This is a genomic window from Daejeonella sp. JGW-45, assembly GCF_029360805.1.
Classification (GTDB): Bacteria; Bacteroidota; Bacteroidia; order Sphingobacteriales; family Sphingobacteriaceae; genus Daejeonella.
This window is the reverse complement of the sequence record NZ_JARKNC010000010.1, coordinates 26,194-44,977: the sequence shown is the minus strand read 5'-3', so window position 1 is coordinate 44,977 and position 18,784 is coordinate 26,194. Positions and strand designations below refer to the sequence as shown.

Below are 18,784 nucleotides of genomic sequence, written 5' to 3'. Positions count from 1 at the left end.
TATTATAAATACCTATTTTTGTTTAAATTATTTGTTATGGGAAAAGCCGATATAAGGGGTCTTGATGACATTAAAGTTTTCGTGGATGATTTTTACGGCAGGATACAGCATGACGCACTTTTAGCTCCTATTTTCAATTTCAGGCTTTCTACGCATTGGGGCCCGCATCTTGAAAAAATGTATCTATTCTGGAATGCTGCTTTATTCGGAATTAAGGGCTACAGCGGCAGTCCGTTTATGAAACATGCTACGATGGATTTGAACAGTGAGCATTTCGAACGGTGGCTAAACCTCTTTAACCGTACAATCGACGAACATTTTGAGGGGCCTGTAGCGAGCGACGCCAAACGCCGGGCACTACTAATGGCTGAAATGTTCCGTAGCAAGCTTGACATTAATAGCAATACTTCAAGGCACGTCTTTTAAACAATGATCTCGAAAGCTTGCAGATACGGGATCAGGGCTGTTGTCTATCTCGCTTCACGATATGGTGAGACGGCAAAATCAAGCTTCGCGGAGATCTCGCGCGAAGTTGATGCGCCCGAGGCTTATACGGCAAAAATCCTCCAGATTCTGACAAAAAGCGGTATCATAAGTTCCATAAAGGGTCCGAACGGAGGATTCTACATGGAAAGGCTGCAGATTGACCAAGCAGTAATAAATATTGTCGACACCATTGATGGACTGGATGTTTTTTACGAATGCGGGCTGGGGCTTAAACAGTGCTCTGCAAGCCGCCCCTGCCCAATGCATGACCAGTATAAAATGGCCAGGGAAACGCTCCTGGATTCGTTCAGCAGGACTACGATAGAACAGCTTGCACGTAGGGTAAAAGAAGGAAGCTCCTTTGTCAGAAACCTGGCGATACCGGGTGTGGGGTAAACGGCATCGATTATTTTACAAAAAAAGTGCTGCATATTATGTCAGCACTTTCAAAGGTCAATCACTCATAACAAACCTTCACATCGGCTAAAGAACTTCAGCGGATGCTTTTACACCTAAATCAATAACGATATAAATCAACAGAATTAGCTGACATCGTAGACTTTATACGGTAAGTTATTGCCTGATGTTTCAAAAAACTATTCCACCATAGTTCATTTTAGTAAATTGCAGATCTCAAAGCAATCCCTATGAAGTCAAAACCACAGATGCTCCTTTTTGCGGCGGCATTAACTGCCTTATCAGCTTGCTCCTCTTCGCCCTACGGACCAACAAATAAGGTCTATAAAAAGCAAACTAAAAGCTTGGCTAATACCATTCGTGAAACTCCTGTCAATCCTGCGGGCCAGAGTTTTGTTGGAACGGTAAACTTTGGCCTCCGAAAGCCCAATTATGTGATCATCCACCATACCGCACAGAATTCGACCGAGCAAACGTTAAAGACATTTACTATGCCCAAAACCCAGGTAAGTGCTCATTATGTAATTGGCAGGGATGGTGTAGTTTACCAGATGCTTAATGATTATTTACGCGCCTGGCACGGAGGTGCCGCGAGATGGGGTAATTTAACCGATATCAACTCGTCATCTATAGGGATCGAACTTGACAACAACGGCTTTGAACCTTTTGCACAACCACAGATCAACAGTTTACTGACTGTTTTGGATACTCTCAAAAGAAAGCATAATATACCGGCAGCTAATTTTATAGGCCATTCTGATATCGCTCCGGGGCGGAAAGTAGATCCGAACATAACTTTTCCGTGGAAGTTATTGGCCGAAAAGGGCTTCGGCTTATGGCCGGATGCCGGCTTATCAGACAGCATACCAGCAAACTTCAATGATGTCGAGGCACTTCGAATTATAGGATACGATATAAAAAACCCGGTAAATGCCGTAAAATCATTCCAACTTCACTTCATTCAAAAGGAAATTACCGGCATATTGAACGAAGAAGAAAAAAAGGTGCTTTTTAATCTTTATAAGAAATATCTCTGATCAGCTCTTCTTAACTTCTTTTGCCCAGGCGTCTTTCAGGGTAACTGTACGGTTGAACACGAGGGCTTCAGGCGTCGAATCGTTATCCACGCTGAAATAACCTTTGCGGATAAACTGGTATCCTAAGCCCGGTTGCGCATTCCCAAGATCCGGTTCAATAAAGGCATTTTTTATAACTGTCAGGCTGTCCGGGTTAATATATTCTTTAAAATCCCCCTCCTCGCTCGAAGGGTTTTCAACCCTGAAAAGCCTGTCATACAAGCGAATCTCTGCGGTTTTAGCATGCCTGGCACTTACCCAATGGATGGTGCCCTTCACATGGATACCGCTGGTGTCCGATCCGCTTTTTGATTCCGGTATATAAGAGCATCGGATCTCTGTTATGCGACCATTGTCATCTTTCATAAAATCGTCGCATTTCACGATGTAGGCATTCTTTAACCGAACCATCAAACCCGGCCCCAGGCGGAAGAACTTCTTTGGAGCCTCTTCCATAAAATCCTCGCGCTCAATCCAAAGCTCCGGGCCAAATGGAATATCTCTCGACCCGCCGCCATCTTCAGCCTCCGGATTATTTTCGCCCTGCATGATCTCAGCTTTGCCTTCAGGATAATTGGTAATCACCAGTTTAACAGGATCCATGACAGCCATCCTTCTTAGAGCTGTCTTATTAAGATCCTCGCGTATACAAAATTCGAGCAGACTCAGGTCAATAAGATTTTCGCGCTTTGCGACGCCTATCCGCTCACAAAAATTTCTTATTGATGCGGGCGTATATCCCCTGCGTCTTAAGCCACTGATCGTGGGCATACGGGGGTCATCCCAGCCTGTAACATACTTTTCATTCACCAGCTGAAGGAGCTTTCTTTTACTCATTACGGTGAAATTCATATTCAGCCGGGCAAATTCATACTGTCTTGAAGGGAAAATGTCAAGTTTTTCAATAAACCACTCATATAGCGGGCGATGCGGTACGAATTCAAGGGTACAGATGGAGTGGGTAATATTTTCAATCGAGTCTGACTGTCCGTGAGCAAAATCATACATCGGGTAGATACACCATTTGTCGCCAGTGCGGTGATGATGGGCATGCTTAATACGGTACATCAAAGGATCTCTTAAATGCATGTTAGGCGATTCAAGGTCTATTTTAGCCCGGAGAACCTTTGCACCATCGGGATATTTCCCCGCCTTCATATTTTCAAAAAGCAGCAGATTGTCTTCGACACTCCGGGCCCTGAATGGCGTGGGTATTCCGGGCTCTGTTGGTGTTCCCTTCGCGAGAGCAATCTCTTCAGCACTACTGTCATCGACATACGCCAGGCCTTTTTTGATAAGCGCTACGGCCAGGCCATACAGTGTGTCAAAGTAATCAGATGAATAGAGCTCCTTATCCCACTCAAATCCCAGCCAGTGAATATCTGCACGGATGCTGTTTACGTACTCCGTTTCCTCTGTTGTTGGATTAGTGTCATCGAATCTTAGATTGGTTTTGCCATTATATTTCTGTGCAATCCCAAAATTAAGACAGATAGATTTGGCATGTCCGATATGAAGGTACCCATTCGGTTCAGGAGGAAAACGGGTGAGTACGCGACCATCATTTCTGTTGTTACTGAGGTCTTCCTCGATAATCTCTTCTAAAAAGTTTGACGATCTTTCTTCAGTCATAATCTGCTTTGAGGGTACAAAAATAGGAAACAAAAACACACAATCGGTATTTCTTCTTACTTTTACATATGCCTAACTCATTAAATCGCCCGGTTCGTGTTCTTGTGGCCAAAGTTGGACTGGATGGCCATGACCGGGGTGCAAAGATTATCGCAACTTCACTCAGAGACGCCGGTATGGAGGTAATTTATACCGGTCTGCGACAAACACCAGAGATGGTGGTAAACACCGCCTTACAGGAAGACGTGGATGCGATAGGCATTTCGATACTTTCGGGTGCTCACATGACCGTCTTTCCAAAGATAGCAAGCCTTATGAAGGAAAAGGGCATAGAAGATGTTTTACTTACCGGGGGCGGAATAATACCTGCTGATGATATGAAAACATTACACGATTTGGGAGTGGGCGCGCTTTTTCCCCCGGGAACAAACACGAAAGACATAGTCAGTTATATTAATGAATGGGTTGCCGTTAACAGGCAATTTTAAACTTGCAAGGCCATCAGGCTGAACCGGGTTTACCCCATTTGGTTCTTATCACTAATACTACCTACATGAATAATCTTGTCCTGCAAGCTAATAACGGTATACTTCAAATCACCATAAACCGTGAAAGCAAACTAAATGCGTTAAATAGAGAAACGCTTACTGAACTTCATGAGGTCCTGGCCTCCGCATTTCAAGACGAGGGAGTCGGGGGCATAATTATTACCGGCGCCGGATCTAAGGCATTTATCGCGGGAGCCGATATATCCGAATTTGCTGCCTACAGTGTGGAAGAAGGGAGAGACCTGGCACGTAAGGGGCAGGATCATGTGTTCAATTTTATAGAGAACGCAAATAAACCGGTAATTGCTGCAATTAATGGTTTTGCTCTGGGCGGCGGCTTGGAACTCGCCATGGCATGTCATATAAGGATTGCTTCTTTAACATCAAAAATGGGCCTTCCAGAGGTTAGTTTAGGCTTGATTCCCGGTTACGGAGGCACTCAACGTCTCGTTCAGCTTGTAGGAAAAGGCCGGGCTTTCGAGATGATCATGACTGCAGAGATGATTTCGGCAGAAGAAGCTTATCGCACTGGTCTGGTTAATCGCCTGACTGAACCGGATGAGCTGATATTTCAAGCCCAGGAATTATTGAAGAAGATTATGACGCGGTCGCCTTTTGCTGTATCAAGCGCAATTAGGGCAATAAATGCGGGTTTGAGGGATGGTGAAAATGGATATGAGGTGGAAATTAATGAATTTGCCAAATGCTTTGACTCAGCAGATTTCAAAGAAGGAGTAAATGCATTTTTAAATAAAAGAAAAGCCCTTTTTACAGGAAAATAACGTCCGGTCGTATATTCCGGTAATGCTAAAAGTGTAGAGAAAATTTCCCAATTCATATTCTTTTCGCTATATTGCTGTCCCGAAACATCTGTCATCGTTTTATGTGAATCTTCATCCTATGAATAAGATCTTAATTGTTGATGATGAAATAAACATTGGACTTATTTTATCAAAATTTTTAACCCGTAACGGTTTTGAAGTTGCAACCAGTACAAATGGAGCCAATGCTTTAGAGCTGTTGTCTAAAGAAAGTTTCAACCTGGTATTATGTGACTTCCGTCTGGAGGATACGGACGGGCGGGAAATGCTACGTAAAATAAAAACATCATATCCGGATACAGGGGTAATCATTATTACTGGCTATTCTGACATAAAGCTGGCTGTAGAACTCATTAAGATGGGCGCGTACGATTACATTACCAAGCCACTTTATCCGGACGAAATCCTTAACACAGTCAATAAAGCCATCGAGGCTCAAAAGATAATTAACCAGCCGGCTGCCAGCTCGGCTGAAACGGATAAAAACCGTGATCGCAAAACAGATATGATCCCTGAAGAGTTTGTTGTAGGCAAAAGCACTGCCTCTCAGGAACTTATCAGACAGATCAAACTGGTAGCTCCGACAAATTACAGTGTTATACTTAGTGGCGAGAGCGGGACCGGAAAAGAGTCTGTCGCTAAAAGCATTCATTTGAATAGTCCCAGGAAAGATAAACCGTTCATTGCTATGGACTGCGGATCTTTAACCAAGGATCTGGCCGGAAGCGAGTTTTTCGGTCATGAGAAAGGCTCATTTACAGGCGCGCTGTATACAAAGATCGGCCATTTCGAGATGGCCAATGGCGGAACCCTATTCCTGGACGAAGTTGGAAACCTATCATACGATATTCAGGCGGCGCTTCTCCGGGTTGTGCAGGAGCGCAAAGTTAAACGTATTGGAAGCACGAAGGAAATTGATCTTGATGTAAGGATCATTGTAGCAACTAATGAAAATTTAATGGACGCTATTCAAAAAAGCCGGTTCCGGGAAGACCTTTTCCACCGCTTTAATGAGTTCAGCATTACAATACCCCCTCTGCGTGAACGGGGAAAGGACATTATAACATTTGCCGAGCACTTTCTGAGAGTGGCAAACAACGAACTTAACCGGAATGTAACAGATTTTTCGCCTGAGGTGGTGGATTGCTTTATGACCTATAACTGGCCCGGCAACGTCAGGGAGCTAAAAAACGTGATACGGCGGGCTACACTTTTATCCGAAAGTTCTGAGATTACGCTAAAGACCCTGCCGCTGGAGATCTCTACTTTTGCTAAGGTCTCCGCCATTGAAAGCACGTTCGAAACAAATGTTAATGTAAACCAGCACAGCAACCGCCATGATCTTAAGAATGCGGCCATGGAAGCCGAGTATGAAACTATTTTAAACGTCTTGAAGGAAGTTAACTTCAATAAAACTAAGGCCGCTAAGATCCTTAATATTGACAGGAAGACCCTTTACAATAAGATGAAAGCAATAAATTTAGGCTAATTGAACAAAACATTCTCTAAAAACCCTGTTATCTAAGCAGGGTTTTTTTATAAGAATATATATATGTCTATCTATAGCTACAAACAGCGTAACACAATTGTCCTAGCCATCCTGATCATACTGGGATGCTTTGTCCTGTATTCGCTCCGTACTATCGCCGGCACTTTATTAAGCACTATTGTGCTATATACTATCCTGGTTCCGGTTTTTACTTTTTTTATTGATACATGGAATATGAAAAGATGGGTTGCCGCCAGCCTGATCATCATTCTCTCCCTGGTAATTATTGTCCTGCCATTTTTGACACTCAGCTTGATGGTTATAGATAAGGTTTCAGAGTTTCAGGACGACCCTATACGTATAAAAAACATCATGAATAAGATTGATGAATTTATAGGCAATAAGATCGATCAGCCGGACCTCTTCGACAAGGCTATGGGAAAAATGAACCAGGTGGCCGAGGAATTGTTTCCATCGGTATTAAGCGGCGCAGCGAACATTATTCTGGGCCTGCTGATCATGTATTTCCTGCTTTATTTTATGTTTGTTCAAAAAGAAGAGTTTGAAGCCGGATTGCTCAAGTATGCGCCTTTCAGAGAACAAAATGCTTTGAAGTTTGCGAATGAGTTAAAGATGACCACGTATTCGAATGTACTGGGACAAGGATTCATTGCTATTGTGCAGGGTGCGCTGGTAAGCTTAGGCTTTTTTATGTTTGATATACGCGACCCCATATTCTGGGGTGTAATATCTACTTTTCTATCGTTTTTACCGGTAGTTGGTGCGCCGGTAGTATTTGTACCTGCTGCATTGATGGAAATAGCAAGCGGCAACAGTTCCGGAGGTTGGGGCTTACTTCTATGGGGCTTTATAGTGATCATAAATATCGACAATGTCATCAGGCTTATTATCGCGAAGAATGTGTCTGATACCCATCCGATTATCACCGTTGTCGGGGTGATCATAGGGATACCCATCTTTGGAATCCTGGGTCTCGTATTCGGGCCGCTCCTTTTATCATACTTTATTCTAACGATAAAAATTTATGAAACCAGCAAACTCGCAACAGAAAAATTAGAAAAGTTGAAATCAGCAGAAGATGAATAAATAAAAACAGTTTATGGGTTAAATTGTATAATTAAGTACATATATTATAATAACCTTTAAAATTATTAACATGAACGACAACTCAAAAATTTTAGCGGCATTACTTGCTGGCTTAGCTGCAGGGGCTGCTATAGGTATCTTATTCGCACCTGAAAAAGGATCTGACACACGTGACAAATTAAACGAGTCGCTGAAAAATTTAGGCGATAGTATTAAGGACCGCGCAGCAGACGAAATCGGTAACCTTAGTGATTTTAAAGACAAGGTGGTTGACTCAATTAAAACTAAGTTAAGAGGAGCTGAGGAAGAGTATGTTGCTGCTACGGCATCGGCTTCAACAGCCGCATCAAACGCTGCAAACAAAGCAGAAAAAGCCGCGAGCAAATCACCTAACTCATAAACCTCCTCGTTAAAAAATGGAAGATAAGGGACTTGATGCGAAGGAGATCGCAGAAAAAGTTAAGGACTACGTAGAAGTCCGTAAAGAACTCGCAATCCTTTCGGCAGTTGAAAAAGGTTCGCGGCTATTTGCAAATTTAATTACCGATGGCCTGGTTCTGCTTTTCGCTGTATTGGCTATCTTATTTGGCAGCCTCGCGTTAGGGTTCTATTTATCTGAAGTGATAGGAGATTCTTATTCAGGATTTCTTATTGTGACGGGAACGTATCTTTTGGTGGCTATCATTATATATGCGTTTAAGGATAACCACATCGAGAAACATATAATTAACGCGGTTATCAAAAAGTTTTTTAAAGACCGAAATATAAATGAACACCAGGATTGAAAACCTAAACGACCTGCGTTTAGAAATAAGCCGATTAAGATTGCAGCGTTTAGAGCATGAAAATGAGTTTCGGCAGATACCAGAAAAGATAAAAGCAAAGTTTCATCTTCCCATAACAATTTATAATAAGGCAGGCGATTTTCTAAAATCCTTTATCGGTGCGGAGAATGATCCTGCACATAAGGAAGAACGCGACTGGGTTACAAATATATTCAGAGTAGGACTCCCCGTATTTCTGAACAAATATTTTTTTCCCAGTTCCGGTCTTTTTGTGAAATCAATAGTGGCTATGGTGTCCCAGAATGCTGCGAAAAATGTAAATAAAGACAGTATTGCTGAGTTGATCGACAAGGTTACTAACTGGATCAAATCCCCCAGACCTAAAAAGAGAAAAGAGCCAGTTCTTGCCGATTACGGTATCCCGCCAGACAGTGAAACATATTAAAAAAAACCCGCTTAAAAGGCTAAGCGGGTTTTTTTAATACTAAGCTTCAGGTATTGTTCTTTTGAAAGTCTTCGTAAGCCAAGCGAATCCCCTCTTCCAGCTCGGTTGTATATTTCCAACCCAGAGACTCGAGTTTTGATACATCCATGAGTTTACGCGGCGTACCATCGGGTTTCGAGGTATCAAAAACGATCTGTCCCTCAAAACCAATGATCTTCTTTACAAGAAGCGCAAGGTCTTTTACAGGCAGGTCTTTACCCGTACCTATATTCAAAAAATCTTTTCCGTTATAATTCTGCATGATGTAGAAACATGCATCACCTAAGTCGTCAGAGAAAAGAAATTCACGGAGCGGAGTTCCTGTACCCCAAACAGTGACTGTTGGCTGGGAGTTAACCTTCGCCTCATGAAACTTCCTGATCAATGCAGGCAGGACATGAGAGTTCTCCGGGTGGTAATTATCATTATATCCATAGAGATTAGTGGGCATCACGGAAATAAAGTTGCAATTATATTGCTCCCTGTAAGCTGCGCACATCTTGATGCCAGCGATTTTTGCAACCGCGTAGGCCTCATTGGTTGTTTCTAATAAACCCGTAAGCAGGTACTCTTCCCGTAGAGGTTGAGGTGCAAGCTTCGGATAGATACAACTGGATCCAAGAAACAAAAGCTTTTTAACGCCGGTCAAATACGACTGGTGGATCACATTATTTTGGATCGCTAAATTCTCATACAAAAAGTCGGCCTTGTAAGTGCTGTTAGCAATGATCCCACCCACCTTTGCTGCCGCCAAAAAGACATACTCCGGTTTCTCAGTTTCAAAAAAAAGGGAAACGTCAGACTGGTTACGCAAGTCCAGCTCTTTGGATGTTCTGGTAAGAATATTGGTATAACCTTCCTTTAACAATTTCCTGTGAATGGCTGATCCTACCATTCCCCTGTGTCCGGCTACATAAATTTTAGAGTTCTTTTCCACCCGTGTATATTAATGATGCGAAGTTAAAACTATTTTTGCAAGCTTAATGTAAGAAATGGGTAAGGATAAACTACGACGCTTTGCTGAAATCGCGTTATTTGAGAATGTGATAGAGCTGGAGGACGGTAAAAAACTAAAAGGTAAATGGTCTGAGGGTCATTTTAAAAACAGCAACCCCGTTATACTTGAACTAGGCTGCGGTAAGGGCGAATACACGGTTAATTTAGCTAAGCTATTTCCCGGTATAAACTTTATTGGCCTGGACTATAAGGGAAACCGGATATGGCGCGGTGCCAAGACCGCGCTTGAAGAAGGCATCCCTAACGTGGCATTTTTAAGAATTCAGATTGAAAACTTATTGGACTATTTTATGGAAAAAGAAGTTACAGAAATCTGGATAACGTTCCCTGATCCGCAACCACAGATCAGCCGCGAAAAAAAGCGGCTCACGTCGCCGCGCTTCCTGGAAATGTATCGTTCTTTACTTAAGAAAGGAGGGCCGGTACACCTGAAAACAGATAGTGATTCCCTATATTCTTATACCCTGGAAAAGGTAAATCAGCTGGGGCTTAAATTAGACGTCAGTACGGCGGATCTTTACAATTCTGAATTCGCCGACGAGGTACTTTCTATAAAAACCTATTATGAGAAAAAGTATCTTGCTCATAACAAGAATATTAATTATTTGAAGTTCAGCTTTGATTAAACTCTAATTATGAATGAAGAAACTAAGCCGATCCGTTGCAGCTGGTGCGGAAACGATCCATTATATGTTAAATATCACGATGAGGAGTGGGGAAAACCTGTCTACGATGATAAAACCTTGTTTGAGTTTCTAGTGCTCGAAAGCGCTCAGGCTGGACTTAGTTGGATCACCGTGTTACGAAAACGTGATAACTACCGCAAGGCATTCGCGAATTTTGATGCAAAAAAAGTTGCTGCATTTACCGACGCCGATGTTCAAACCCTGATGCAGGATGCTGGAATAATCCGCAACCGACAGAAAATCGAAGCTGCAATTACCAATGCGCGTCTCTTTCTTGCGATTCAGGAGGATTTTGGCAGTTTCTACGACTATATATGGGGCTTCCTTCCCGATAAAAAGCCGATAATAAATTCCATGAAAGATCATACGAATGTTCCGGCACGGACAGAATTATCGGATAGGATCAGCGCAGATATGAAAAAACGTGGGTTCAAATTTTTCGGGACCACAATATGCTATGCCCATATGCAGGCCACGGGCATGGTTAATGATCATATTGATGGCTGTATAGCAAAATACTGAAAGCCGGCTGACATTAATTAGTTTATTAACTTTGACATAACGCTACTAAATTGCTCTTCCGTTTTTAGAGTAGGCTCAACGCAAAATACCATTCCATGAAGAAACTATTTCTCCTCGACGCCTTCGCACTCATTTACAGGGCTCATTTTGCCCTCAGTAAAAGTCCCCGGTTCACTTCAGGCGGCTTAAATACTTCGGCCATTATGGGATTTACGAATACACTGCTCGAAGTATTAAAAAAAGAGCAGCCAACGCATATGGCTGTTGTTTTTGATACCGACGCGCCCACAGAACGACATACCGACTTCACCGACTACAAAGCTCACCGGCAGGCAATGCCCGAAGACCTGTCCATAGCCATTCCCTATATCGTTCGGTTAATTGAGGGATTTAATATTCCCTGTGTTTTTTCAGATGGTTATGAAGCTGACGACATCATTGGAACCCTGGCGAAAAAGGCAGAAAAAGAAGGATTTACGGTTTTCTGTATGACCCCGGATAAGGATTTTGGCCAGCTGGTTTCAGACAATATTTTTATCTATAAGCCTGCACGCATGGGCAACGGCATGGAGATACTGGGAGTGAAGGAAATCCTTGAGAAATGGGAGATCGACCACGTTGAGCAGGTTATTGATATTCTCGGACTATGGGGCGATGCAGTGGATAACATTCCGGGAATACCCGGCGTAGGGGAGAAAACAGCCAAACAACTGATAAAACAGTATGGTTCAGTTGAAAACATTATAGCCAACAGCCATGAACTGAAGGGAAAGCTTCGTGAAAATGTCGAAAACTTTGCTGAGCAGGGCCTGGTGTCTAAAAAGCTGGCTACTATAATGCTTAACGCCCCGGTAGAATTAGATGTAGATGCATTACGTATTGATGAACCAAACCGGGATGTGCTCGAACCCCTTTTTGCAGAACTTGAATTCCGGACGCTGGGGAAGCGTGTTTTTGGCGATGACTTCAACGTAAGTGAAAGTAAGGCTACAGGCCCCGCAAATGGACAAATGGACATGTTCGCGAGCAATGCACCGGCTGAAGCAGTTCAAAAACCCACAGACCCTTTTTCCGAAAAGGGGCCGGCGGCTAAAAACATCTCGAACACAGAACATAACTATATGCTGGCAGACAGCCCTGAAACGAGGAAGGAGCTGGCAGAAATACTTTCGAAACAAGATCGCTTTTGTTTCGACACTGAGACAACCTGTCTTGATGCCAACGATTGTGAGCTCGTCGGTTTGTCATTCAGCATCAAACCTGGTGAAGCCTGGTATGTACCACTTTCGGCAGATCAAGCTGAATGCCAGGCCTGCGTGAACGATTTTAAATCTGTTTTTGAGAATCCCAACATTGGCAAGATAGGGCAGAATCTAAAATATGATATACTCGTTCTTAACTGGTACGGTATAACTGTACGTGGCGAGCTATTTGATACCATGCTTGCCCATTATCTTATCGATCCGGATTCGCGGCATAATATGGATCTGTTAGCGGAAAATTATTTAAACTACAGCCCTGTAAGTATTACATCCCTGATTGGACCAAAAGGAAAAAATCAGGGAAATATGCGCGATGCGGAAATCGAGAAAATAACGGAATATGCTGCGGAAGACGCAGATATCACATTACAGTTACGGGACGTTTTTGAACCTATACTTGAAGGGGTGAATGCCCTTAAGCTGGCACGTGAAATAGAAAACCCGCTGATCTATGTATTGGCAGATATAGAGCGAGAGGGCGTCAAAATTGACCAGCAAGCTCTTGCCGAGTTCTCGGAAGTTCTAAGAACCGATTTAAAACAGCTTGAAACAAATATCTATGAAAAAGCGGGGGTCAAATTTAATATTGCTTCGCCAAAGCAGCTGGGCGAAGTGCTTTTTGATAAGCTGCAGCTTGACCCGCAGGCAAAAAAGACGAAAACCGGTCAGTATCAAACCGGCGAGGACGTTCTGAGCCGGTTGGCTAACAAAAGCGATATCGTAGCCGATATCCTCGATTTCCGCCAGCTGCAAAAGCTTAAATCGACGTATGTCGATGCTTTACCACAGATGATCAACCGCAAAACCAGCCGCATTCATACGTCATATAATCAGGCTGTGGCATCAACGGGACGGCTAAGTTCAAATAATCCTAATCTTCAGAATATCCCGATCCGGACAGAACGGGGAAGGGAGGTGCGCAAAGCCTTTATTCCAAGGGACGAGAATCATGTGCTGCTGTCTGCCGACTATTCGCAAATCGAACTCCGGCTGATAGCAGAGATCAGCAAGGATGAAAATATGATGGATGCTTTCAGCAGAGGACTGGACATCCATACAGCTACGGCGGCGAGGGTTTATGGAATTTCCCTTGAGGATGTAACGTCAACCCAGCGCCGGAATGCTAAAGCCGTGAATTTCGGAATAATTTACGGCCAGTCGGCGTTCGGACTTTCGCAGAATCTTAGCATCCCCAGAAAAGAAGCTGCCGAAATTATTGAAAATTATTTCAATACCTATCCTAATATCAAGAAGTATATGAACGATACCATGAATTTTGCCCGCGAAAACGGCTATGTTGAAACGATCATGGGAAGGCGGCGTTATCTTCGCGATATTAACTCGGCCAACCAAACTGTCCGTGGTTTTGCAGAGCGAAATGCAATAAATGCTCCGATCCAGGGGTCTGCGGCTGATATGATAAAAATTGCGATGATCCGGATCCATCAGGATATTAAAGACCAGAACTTAGCTTCCAAAATGACCATGCAGGTTCATGATGAGCTCGTTTTTGATGTTCCTAAACCGGAGGTCAGCCAAATGAAAAAGATCATTGAGGAAAGAATGAAAAATGCCATCGAAACCAGCGTGCCCATCCTGGTCGAAGTTGGGGAAGGTTCCAACTGGCTTGAGGCGCATTAAGGGATATTTTCCTTATTGCTTTTGTTTAGAATAGCTGAATAACATTTACTAAATTCACTTTTAAGATCAAAAGCCCGATGCCATGGATGTGATCCACCTAAGTGCAGAATGTTACCCTGTTGCCAAAGTTGGCGGCTTAGGTGATGTTGTGGGCGCCCTTCCAAAATACCTTCGCTCAGCGGGCATAAATGCCTCGGTAGTCCTGCCGTACTACGACCGCAAGTTTGTTCAGGAGAATGAATTCTATGAGATATACAGTTCGGTTGCGACAGCCGGCGGAAAAACATTTGAGTACAAAGTATTGAAAGAGAAAACCGGGAAACTGGGTTTTGACCTGTACCTGATCTATATTCACGGCTTACTGGACCGGAAGGAAATATACAGTTATCCGGATGAGATCAAACAATTTATAAGTTATCAAGTCTCGTTTTTAGACTGGATAAACCAGTCGGAAAAAAAGCCTGATATTATTCATTGTCATGATCATCATACAGGCCTAGTACCATTCCTGATGTCACATTCTGGTTTATATAGGGATCTGGCTATGATTCCCACGGTCTGTACTATTCACAACGGACAATACCAGGGCTGGTTGGGCTGGGACAAAGTTGCTTATCTTCCGCCTGTAGACCTTGATAAAGCAGGTCTGCTCGACTGGAATAATTGCATCAATTCTCTGGCTGCATCTGTGAAATGTTGCTGGAGTTTTACGACCGTTTCCCCGACCTACCTTGAGGAATTATCGATCAATTCTAACGGGTTGGAGAAGTTATTTGAAATGGAGAAAGGAAAAGGAACAGGCATTATCAATGGAATCGATACGGGTGTCTGGAATCCAGAAAATGATCCAATGGTTTTTCAAAACTATACAGCTGAAACCGTGGATGAAGGAAAAAAAGAGAACAAAAAGCGCTTGTGCGAGCAATTCGGTCTTGATGAAACAAAGCCTTTGGTCGCATTTATTGGCAGGCTTGTCGGCGAAAAAGGCGCTGAGCTCTTACCTGAGCTTATCGACTCGTGCCTGAAAAGCTATGCAGGTAAAATGAGTTTTATCATACTAGGCTCAGGAGAAGCTGAAGTTGAAACGGAACTTCAAAAAACAGCCTTAAAACATAAAAAACACTGTGGCCTTTATATTGGTTATGATGAGGAGCTTTCACACCGCATCTATGCCGGTGCTGATTTTCTTATCATGCCCTCCAGAGTGGAGCCGTGCGGACTAAACCAACTTTATGCGGTTAGATACGGAACCATGCCTGTAGTTCACAAAACAGGCGGATTAAGTGATACAGTGATTGATTTAAGTGATCCCGGAGGATATGGGATAACCTTTGATAAACTGGAAACGGGTGAGATGGTAAAAGCTATCGGACGAGCATTGGAAACTTATGCCGGCAGCAATCAAATGGCTTCTTTCAGAAAAAAAATGATGGCCCTGGATTTTTCCTGGGACAGGTCGGCTAAAGAATATATTAATCTCTATAAACGCTTAATTAAGCTTCATGCAATCTAAAGTAATTTCCGTTGTGCTTGGAGGTGGACAAGGTTCACGTCTTTATCCATTAACCGATACACGTTCGAAACCTGCAGTTCCGATTGCGGGAAAGTACAGGCTTGTAGATATTCCCATCTCTAACTGTCTGAATTCAGGTATTGAACGAATATTCGTTCTGACCCAGTTTAACTCAGCCTCGCTGAACAAGCATATCAAAAACACTTATCATTTTAGTTTTTTCAGCGATGCTTTTGTGGATATACTGGCAGCGGAGCAAACCCCTAATAATGCTACCTGGTACCAGGGAACTGCCGATGCGGTCCGTCAATGTCTTTATCACCTTGTTCAGCACGATTGTGAATACGTTTTGATATTATCGGGCGATCAATTGTATCAGATGGATTTTGAGCTAATGATAAAAAATCATGAGGAATGCGGCGCTGAAATATCAATTGCTACTATTCCTGTAACAGCGAGAGATGCACCTGATTTCGGCATTCTGAAGGCGGATGAAAATAATCTTATAACATCTTTCATCGAGAAGCCTAAGCCTGACCTGCTTCCTGATTGGAAATCAGAAGTTGATGACGAAATGAAGGCTAAGGGAAAGCACTATCTGGCTTCTATGGGGATCTATATGTTTAATAAAAAGCTCCTTTTTGATCTTCTTGAAAATAATACGCGGACAGATTTTGGAAAAGAGATCATCCCACAGTCGCTTGAAGACCACAAAGTTGTAAGTTATCAATATCAGGGCTATTGGACGGATATTGGTCATATTCACTCATTTTTTGATGCAAATCTCGGCCTGACTGACGACATACCTGAGTTTAACCTTTTTGACAAAAGATCCATCTATTCTCGTGCAAGAATGCTCCCGCCGTCGAAAATATCGGGTACAACTCTTGAAAAAACTGTTATTTCGGATGGATGTATTATAAATGCCAGCCGGATAGAGCGATCTGTTATTGGCATCAGAACACGTATAGGAACAGGCACTACCATTGTCAATACCTATGTCATGGGCGGCGACAGGTACCAGACGCTAATGGAATTAGATGAGGCCGCTAAGACCGGCTGCCCGATCATGGGCATTGGTGAACGCTGCTACATTAAAAATGCTATTATTGACAAAAACTGCTTTATAGGAAATGATGTTCGGATCAATGGCGGCCCCCAGCTTAAAGATGGAGATTTTAAAACTCACACCATTAAAGATGGTATTGTTGTAATTAAAAAAATGGCAGTAATCCCGAACGGAACAGTTATTTAATTACTTGCTTCCGAACAGGTTGCCCAGACCTCCCATCATATCACGTGTAACGGCCTGCATTTCAGCCTGACTTACACTTTCGGCTTGCCCGAGTGTTTTGTTAATTACGGTTACCAACAATTCTTCCAATTCTTCAGGCCCCGCAGAGGCAAGAAAAGCAGGATCAATTGAGATAGCCGTTATACGTTTATTTGCGGTCGATGATACTTTGATTTTTCCGGATTCAATCTCTGACGTTACTGTAATTGTATCCAGCCGCCTCTTGATTTCTTCAGCTTTTTGCTGAGCTTCAAATAACTTATCAAACATAGCTTAGAAATTTTATATCAAGGTACTTTTTATTATATCAGGGGATAAAGGCTTAGATATAAACCCTTTAACAAATGGGAAAGCCTGAGAACGCAATTTGTCTTTTTCGTCAACAGACGACGTTACAATGAATACCCGAACGTTTTTGCTTAATTCAGCCTGAAATTTAGCGAATGCTTCCAAAAAGTCCCAACCGTCAATTACCGGCATATTCAAATCGAGCAGTATCACATCTGGTAAACTATCGGCATTTTTAGCATTTTCCTTCAGAAAGCCAAGTGCACGTTCAGCATCGGTATAACTGGTATGCCACTCAAATAACCCATGCTTGGCAATCATTATTTGAGCAATACGCTGATGTATAGGATCATCATCAATTATAAATGCTGTGCTCATTGTCTAATTTGTCTTATAACTTTTAGCAATTTAAGTCTTTATCAAGATAAAGGAGAACTTTATAGGAAAGTTTTAAATCTTTCGTTAAAAGAATAAAAAATTATTTAAAGATAATTAGTCGTCGTCAGAAGCAGTCTGGCCGCTTCCTGAGTATGCGCTTCTCCGCACTACCGGCATACCTGCCAGATTGTATATTTCATCCAGCTTTAACAAGCTGCCGTTAGTGAGGTTGCTCAACAAAATAACAACTATATCTTCATCCAGCTGACGCAAATAAATATGCCTGAAGCCGTGCCACCACCCGGTATGATACACTACTTTGTGTTGTTCATTCTCAAAAAGACGCCATCCATAACCATAGTTAAAATGTCCTCTCTGTGTTTCATTACGTGGTGCATACATTGAATCGAGAGAAGATTTCTTTAAAAGTCTTCCGCTTCGCATCGCACGATCGAAAAGAAACAGATCATGCACGGTACTGTAAATTCCCTTATCACCTACGGGACCATCAAGAAAATTCTGCGCAACAGAGCGACGCCAGGTCCGGTCGTGCCCGACGACGTCTGTAGGAATCTTTTCATACTCAGCTTTTGAAAAAACAGCAGTATTTTTTAAACCGGCCGGCCTAAAAACGTTTTCAGCCATAAATTGCGAATACCTCTGGCCGGTGACCTTCTCTATGATAGCTGCCAGAACCATATAATTTGAGTTGTTATAATGGAATTTTCTGTCGGGTTTCATATAAGGCTTCGGTTTATGTTCAGCAATAAGTCCCATCACATCCTGATTTGAGATTCCGGGCCGTTCGTCCTTCTTTTGCGACTTCCACAGGTCATCAACAAAATACACGTAATTCATCATGCCCGAACGATGTGATAACAGCATCCTGATCGTAATCCCCTCATAGGGAAACTCAGGATAAAACTCCCTGACATCCTGATCGAGGCGAAGCTTCCCGTCTTCGACCAGCATCATAACCGCCACCGAAGTAAAGGGCTTGCTCACGGAAGCCAATTCAAATACTGAATTAATCTTAAGACTATCCCGGTGAAGATGATCAGCCCATCCGATCGCCTTTTGGTATATGATCTTTCCCTTTTTTGCAACCAATACATTACCGTTGAAGCCTGAGCGCTTATGCAGCCTCATCACAAAATCCTCATAACGGGGATCTGATTTCTTGGGATCGTAGATCAGGGCAATACTGTCCAACTGGTCATCAGAGACCGTCCGTTCTTGTTTTCGTTTTTCTGAAGGCGATGATGAGCAGGAAAATAATACAACTGAAATAAAAAGAAGCAGGAAGGGTTGCTGTATATATAAATTCATCAGGAAGGT

At 42.8% G+C, this 18,784-nt stretch carries 20 protein-coding genes; 15 read left to right on the top strand and 5 right to left on the bottom strand.

What is annotated here, in order from left to right:
• Window positions 1–36 precede the first annotated feature (36 nt).
• The 3 genes from P2W76_RS13825 (at window position 37) to P2W76_RS13815 (ending at window position 1,940) form a co-directional block, all read left to right on the top strand.
• Window positions 37–426 carry a group III truncated hemoglobin gene (locus tag P2W76_RS13825; RefSeq protein WP_276348431.1) on the top strand — a complete coding sequence of 130 codons (390 nt, stop codon included), beginning with the start codon at window positions 37–39 and terminating at the stop codon, window positions 424–426.
• A gap of 3 nt (window positions 427–429) precedes the next feature.
• On the top strand, window positions 430–882 hold the full coding sequence (locus P2W76_RS13820; RefSeq protein WP_276348430.1) for an Rrf2 family transcriptional regulator: 453 nt from the start codon (window positions 430–432) through the stop codon (window positions 880–882).
• Window positions 883–1,133: 251 nt separating this feature from the next.
• Window positions 1,134–1,940: an N-acetylmuramoyl-L-alanine amidase gene (locus P2W76_RS13815; protein WP_276348429.1), complete on the top strand. Its 807-nt coding sequence runs from the start codon at window positions 1,134–1,136 to the stop codon at window positions 1,938–1,940.
• On the opposite strand, the gene P2W76_RS13810 is transcribed toward P2W76_RS13815, so the two are convergent.
• Window positions 1,941–3,611 carry a glutamine--tRNA ligase/YqeY domain fusion protein gene (locus P2W76_RS13810; protein WP_276348428.1) on the bottom strand — a complete coding sequence of 557 codons (1,671 nt, stop codon included), beginning with the start codon at window positions 3,609–3,611 and terminating at the stop codon, window positions 1,941–1,943.
• A 68-nt stretch (window positions 3,612–3,679) separates the two neighbouring features.
• Between P2W76_RS13810 and P2W76_RS13805 the strand changes: the two genes are divergently transcribed.
• The 7 genes from P2W76_RS13805 (at window position 3,680) to P2W76_RS13775 (ending at window position 8,806) form a co-directional block, all read left to right on the top strand.
• The gene (locus P2W76_RS13805) at window positions 3,680–4,099 is read left to right on the top strand and encodes a cobalamin B12-binding domain-containing protein (protein ID WP_276348426.1); all 420 of its coding nucleotides are present in this window, start codon (window positions 3,680–3,682) and stop codon (window positions 4,097–4,099) included.
• A 65-nt stretch (window positions 4,100–4,164) separates the two neighbouring features.
• Window positions 4,165–4,941, top strand: coding sequence for an enoyl-CoA hydratase-related protein (locus P2W76_RS13800; RefSeq protein WP_276348425.1), 777 nt, complete (start codon window positions 4,165–4,167; stop codon window positions 4,939–4,941).
• 118 nt (window positions 4,942–5,059) lie between these two features.
• Window positions 5,060–6,469 (top strand): sigma-54 dependent transcriptional regulator, encoded by a 1,410-nt coding sequence (locus P2W76_RS13795; RefSeq protein WP_276348424.1) that lies wholly within the window; start codon window positions 5,060–5,062, stop codon window positions 6,467–6,469.
• A 63-nt stretch (window positions 6,470–6,532) separates the two neighbouring features.
• Complete coding sequence (locus P2W76_RS13790) at window positions 6,533–7,576, top strand: AI-2E family transporter (protein ID WP_276348423.1); 1,044 nt, start codon at window positions 6,533–6,535, stop codon at window positions 7,574–7,576.
• Window positions 7,577–7,646: 70 nt separating this feature from the next.
• Window positions 7,647–7,976 carry a YtxH domain-containing protein gene (locus P2W76_RS13785; RefSeq protein ID WP_276348422.1) on the top strand — a complete coding sequence of 110 codons (330 nt, stop codon included), beginning with the start codon at window positions 7,647–7,649 and terminating at the stop codon, window positions 7,974–7,976.
• 16 nt (window positions 7,977–7,992) lie between these two features.
• On the top strand, window positions 7,993–8,361 hold the full coding sequence (locus P2W76_RS13780; protein ID WP_276348421.1) for a phage holin family protein: 369 nt from the start codon (window positions 7,993–7,995) through the stop codon (window positions 8,359–8,361).
• Window positions 8,345–8,806: a hypothetical protein gene (locus tag P2W76_RS13775; protein ID WP_276348420.1), complete on the top strand. Its 462-nt coding sequence runs from the start codon at window positions 8,345–8,347 to the stop codon at window positions 8,804–8,806. Before P2W76_RS13780 ends, P2W76_RS13775 begins: the two co-directional genes overlap by 17 nt.
• Window positions 8,807–8,852: 46 nt before the next feature.
• Here P2W76_RS13775 and P2W76_RS13770 read toward each other — a convergent pair whose 3' ends face one another.
• Window positions 8,853–9,782: a GDP-L-fucose synthase gene (locus P2W76_RS13770; protein ID WP_276348419.1), complete on the bottom strand. Its 930-nt coding sequence runs from the start codon at window positions 9,780–9,782 to the stop codon at window positions 8,853–8,855.
• Between the two features lie 55 nt (window positions 9,783–9,837).
• On the opposite strand from P2W76_RS13770, the gene trmB reads away from it, so the two are divergent.
• The 5 genes from trmB (at window position 9,838) to P2W76_RS13745 (ending at window position 16,741) form a co-directional block, all read left to right on the top strand.
• Complete coding sequence (gene trmB, locus P2W76_RS13765) at window positions 9,838–10,488, top strand: tRNA (guanosine(46)-N7)-methyltransferase TrmB (RefSeq protein WP_276348418.1); 651 nt, start codon at window positions 9,838–9,840, stop codon at window positions 10,486–10,488.
• Window positions 10,489–10,497: 9 nt separating this feature from the next.
• Complete coding sequence (locus P2W76_RS13760; RefSeq protein ID WP_276348417.1) at window positions 10,498–11,070, top strand: DNA-3-methyladenine glycosylase I; 573 nt, start codon at window positions 10,498–10,500, stop codon at window positions 11,068–11,070.
• Window positions 11,071–11,165: 95 nt separating this feature from the next.
• On the top strand, window positions 11,166–13,973 hold the full coding sequence (gene polA, locus P2W76_RS13755) for a DNA polymerase I (RefSeq protein ID WP_276348416.1): 2,808 nt from the start codon (window positions 11,166–11,168) through the stop codon (window positions 13,971–13,973).
• An 82-nt stretch (window positions 13,974–14,055) separates the two neighbouring features.
• Window positions 14,056–15,486 (top strand): glycogen/starch synthase, encoded by a 1,431-nt coding sequence (locus P2W76_RS13750; RefSeq protein WP_276348415.1) that lies wholly within the window; start codon window positions 14,056–14,058, stop codon window positions 15,484–15,486.
• On the top strand, window positions 15,476–16,741 hold the full coding sequence (locus tag P2W76_RS13745) for a glucose-1-phosphate adenylyltransferase (protein WP_276348414.1): 1,266 nt from the start codon (window positions 15,476–15,478) through the stop codon (window positions 16,739–16,741). Before P2W76_RS13750 ends, P2W76_RS13745 begins: the two co-directional genes overlap by 11 nt.
• Here P2W76_RS13745 and P2W76_RS13740 read toward each other — a convergent pair whose 3' ends face one another.
• The 3 genes from P2W76_RS13740 to P2W76_RS13730 all read right to left on the bottom strand — a co-directional run bounded on the left by P2W76_RS13740 (window position 16,742) and on the right by P2W76_RS13730 (window position 18,775).
• Entirely contained in the window at window positions 16,742–17,050 is a 309-nt protein-coding gene (locus P2W76_RS13740; RefSeq protein WP_276348413.1) for a YbaB/EbfC family nucleoid-associated protein, read from the bottom strand.
• Between the two features lie 12 nt (window positions 17,051–17,062).
• Window positions 17,063–17,446: a response regulator gene (locus P2W76_RS13735; protein WP_276348412.1), complete on the bottom strand. Its 384-nt coding sequence runs from the start codon at window positions 17,444–17,446 to the stop codon at window positions 17,063–17,065.
• A gap of 114 nt (window positions 17,447–17,560) precedes the next feature.
• On the bottom strand, window positions 17,561–18,775 hold the full coding sequence (locus tag P2W76_RS13730; RefSeq protein ID WP_276348411.1) for a serine hydrolase domain-containing protein: 1,215 nt from the start codon (window positions 18,773–18,775) through the stop codon (window positions 17,561–17,563).
• Between the last annotated feature and the right edge of the window lie 9 nt (window positions 18,776–18,784).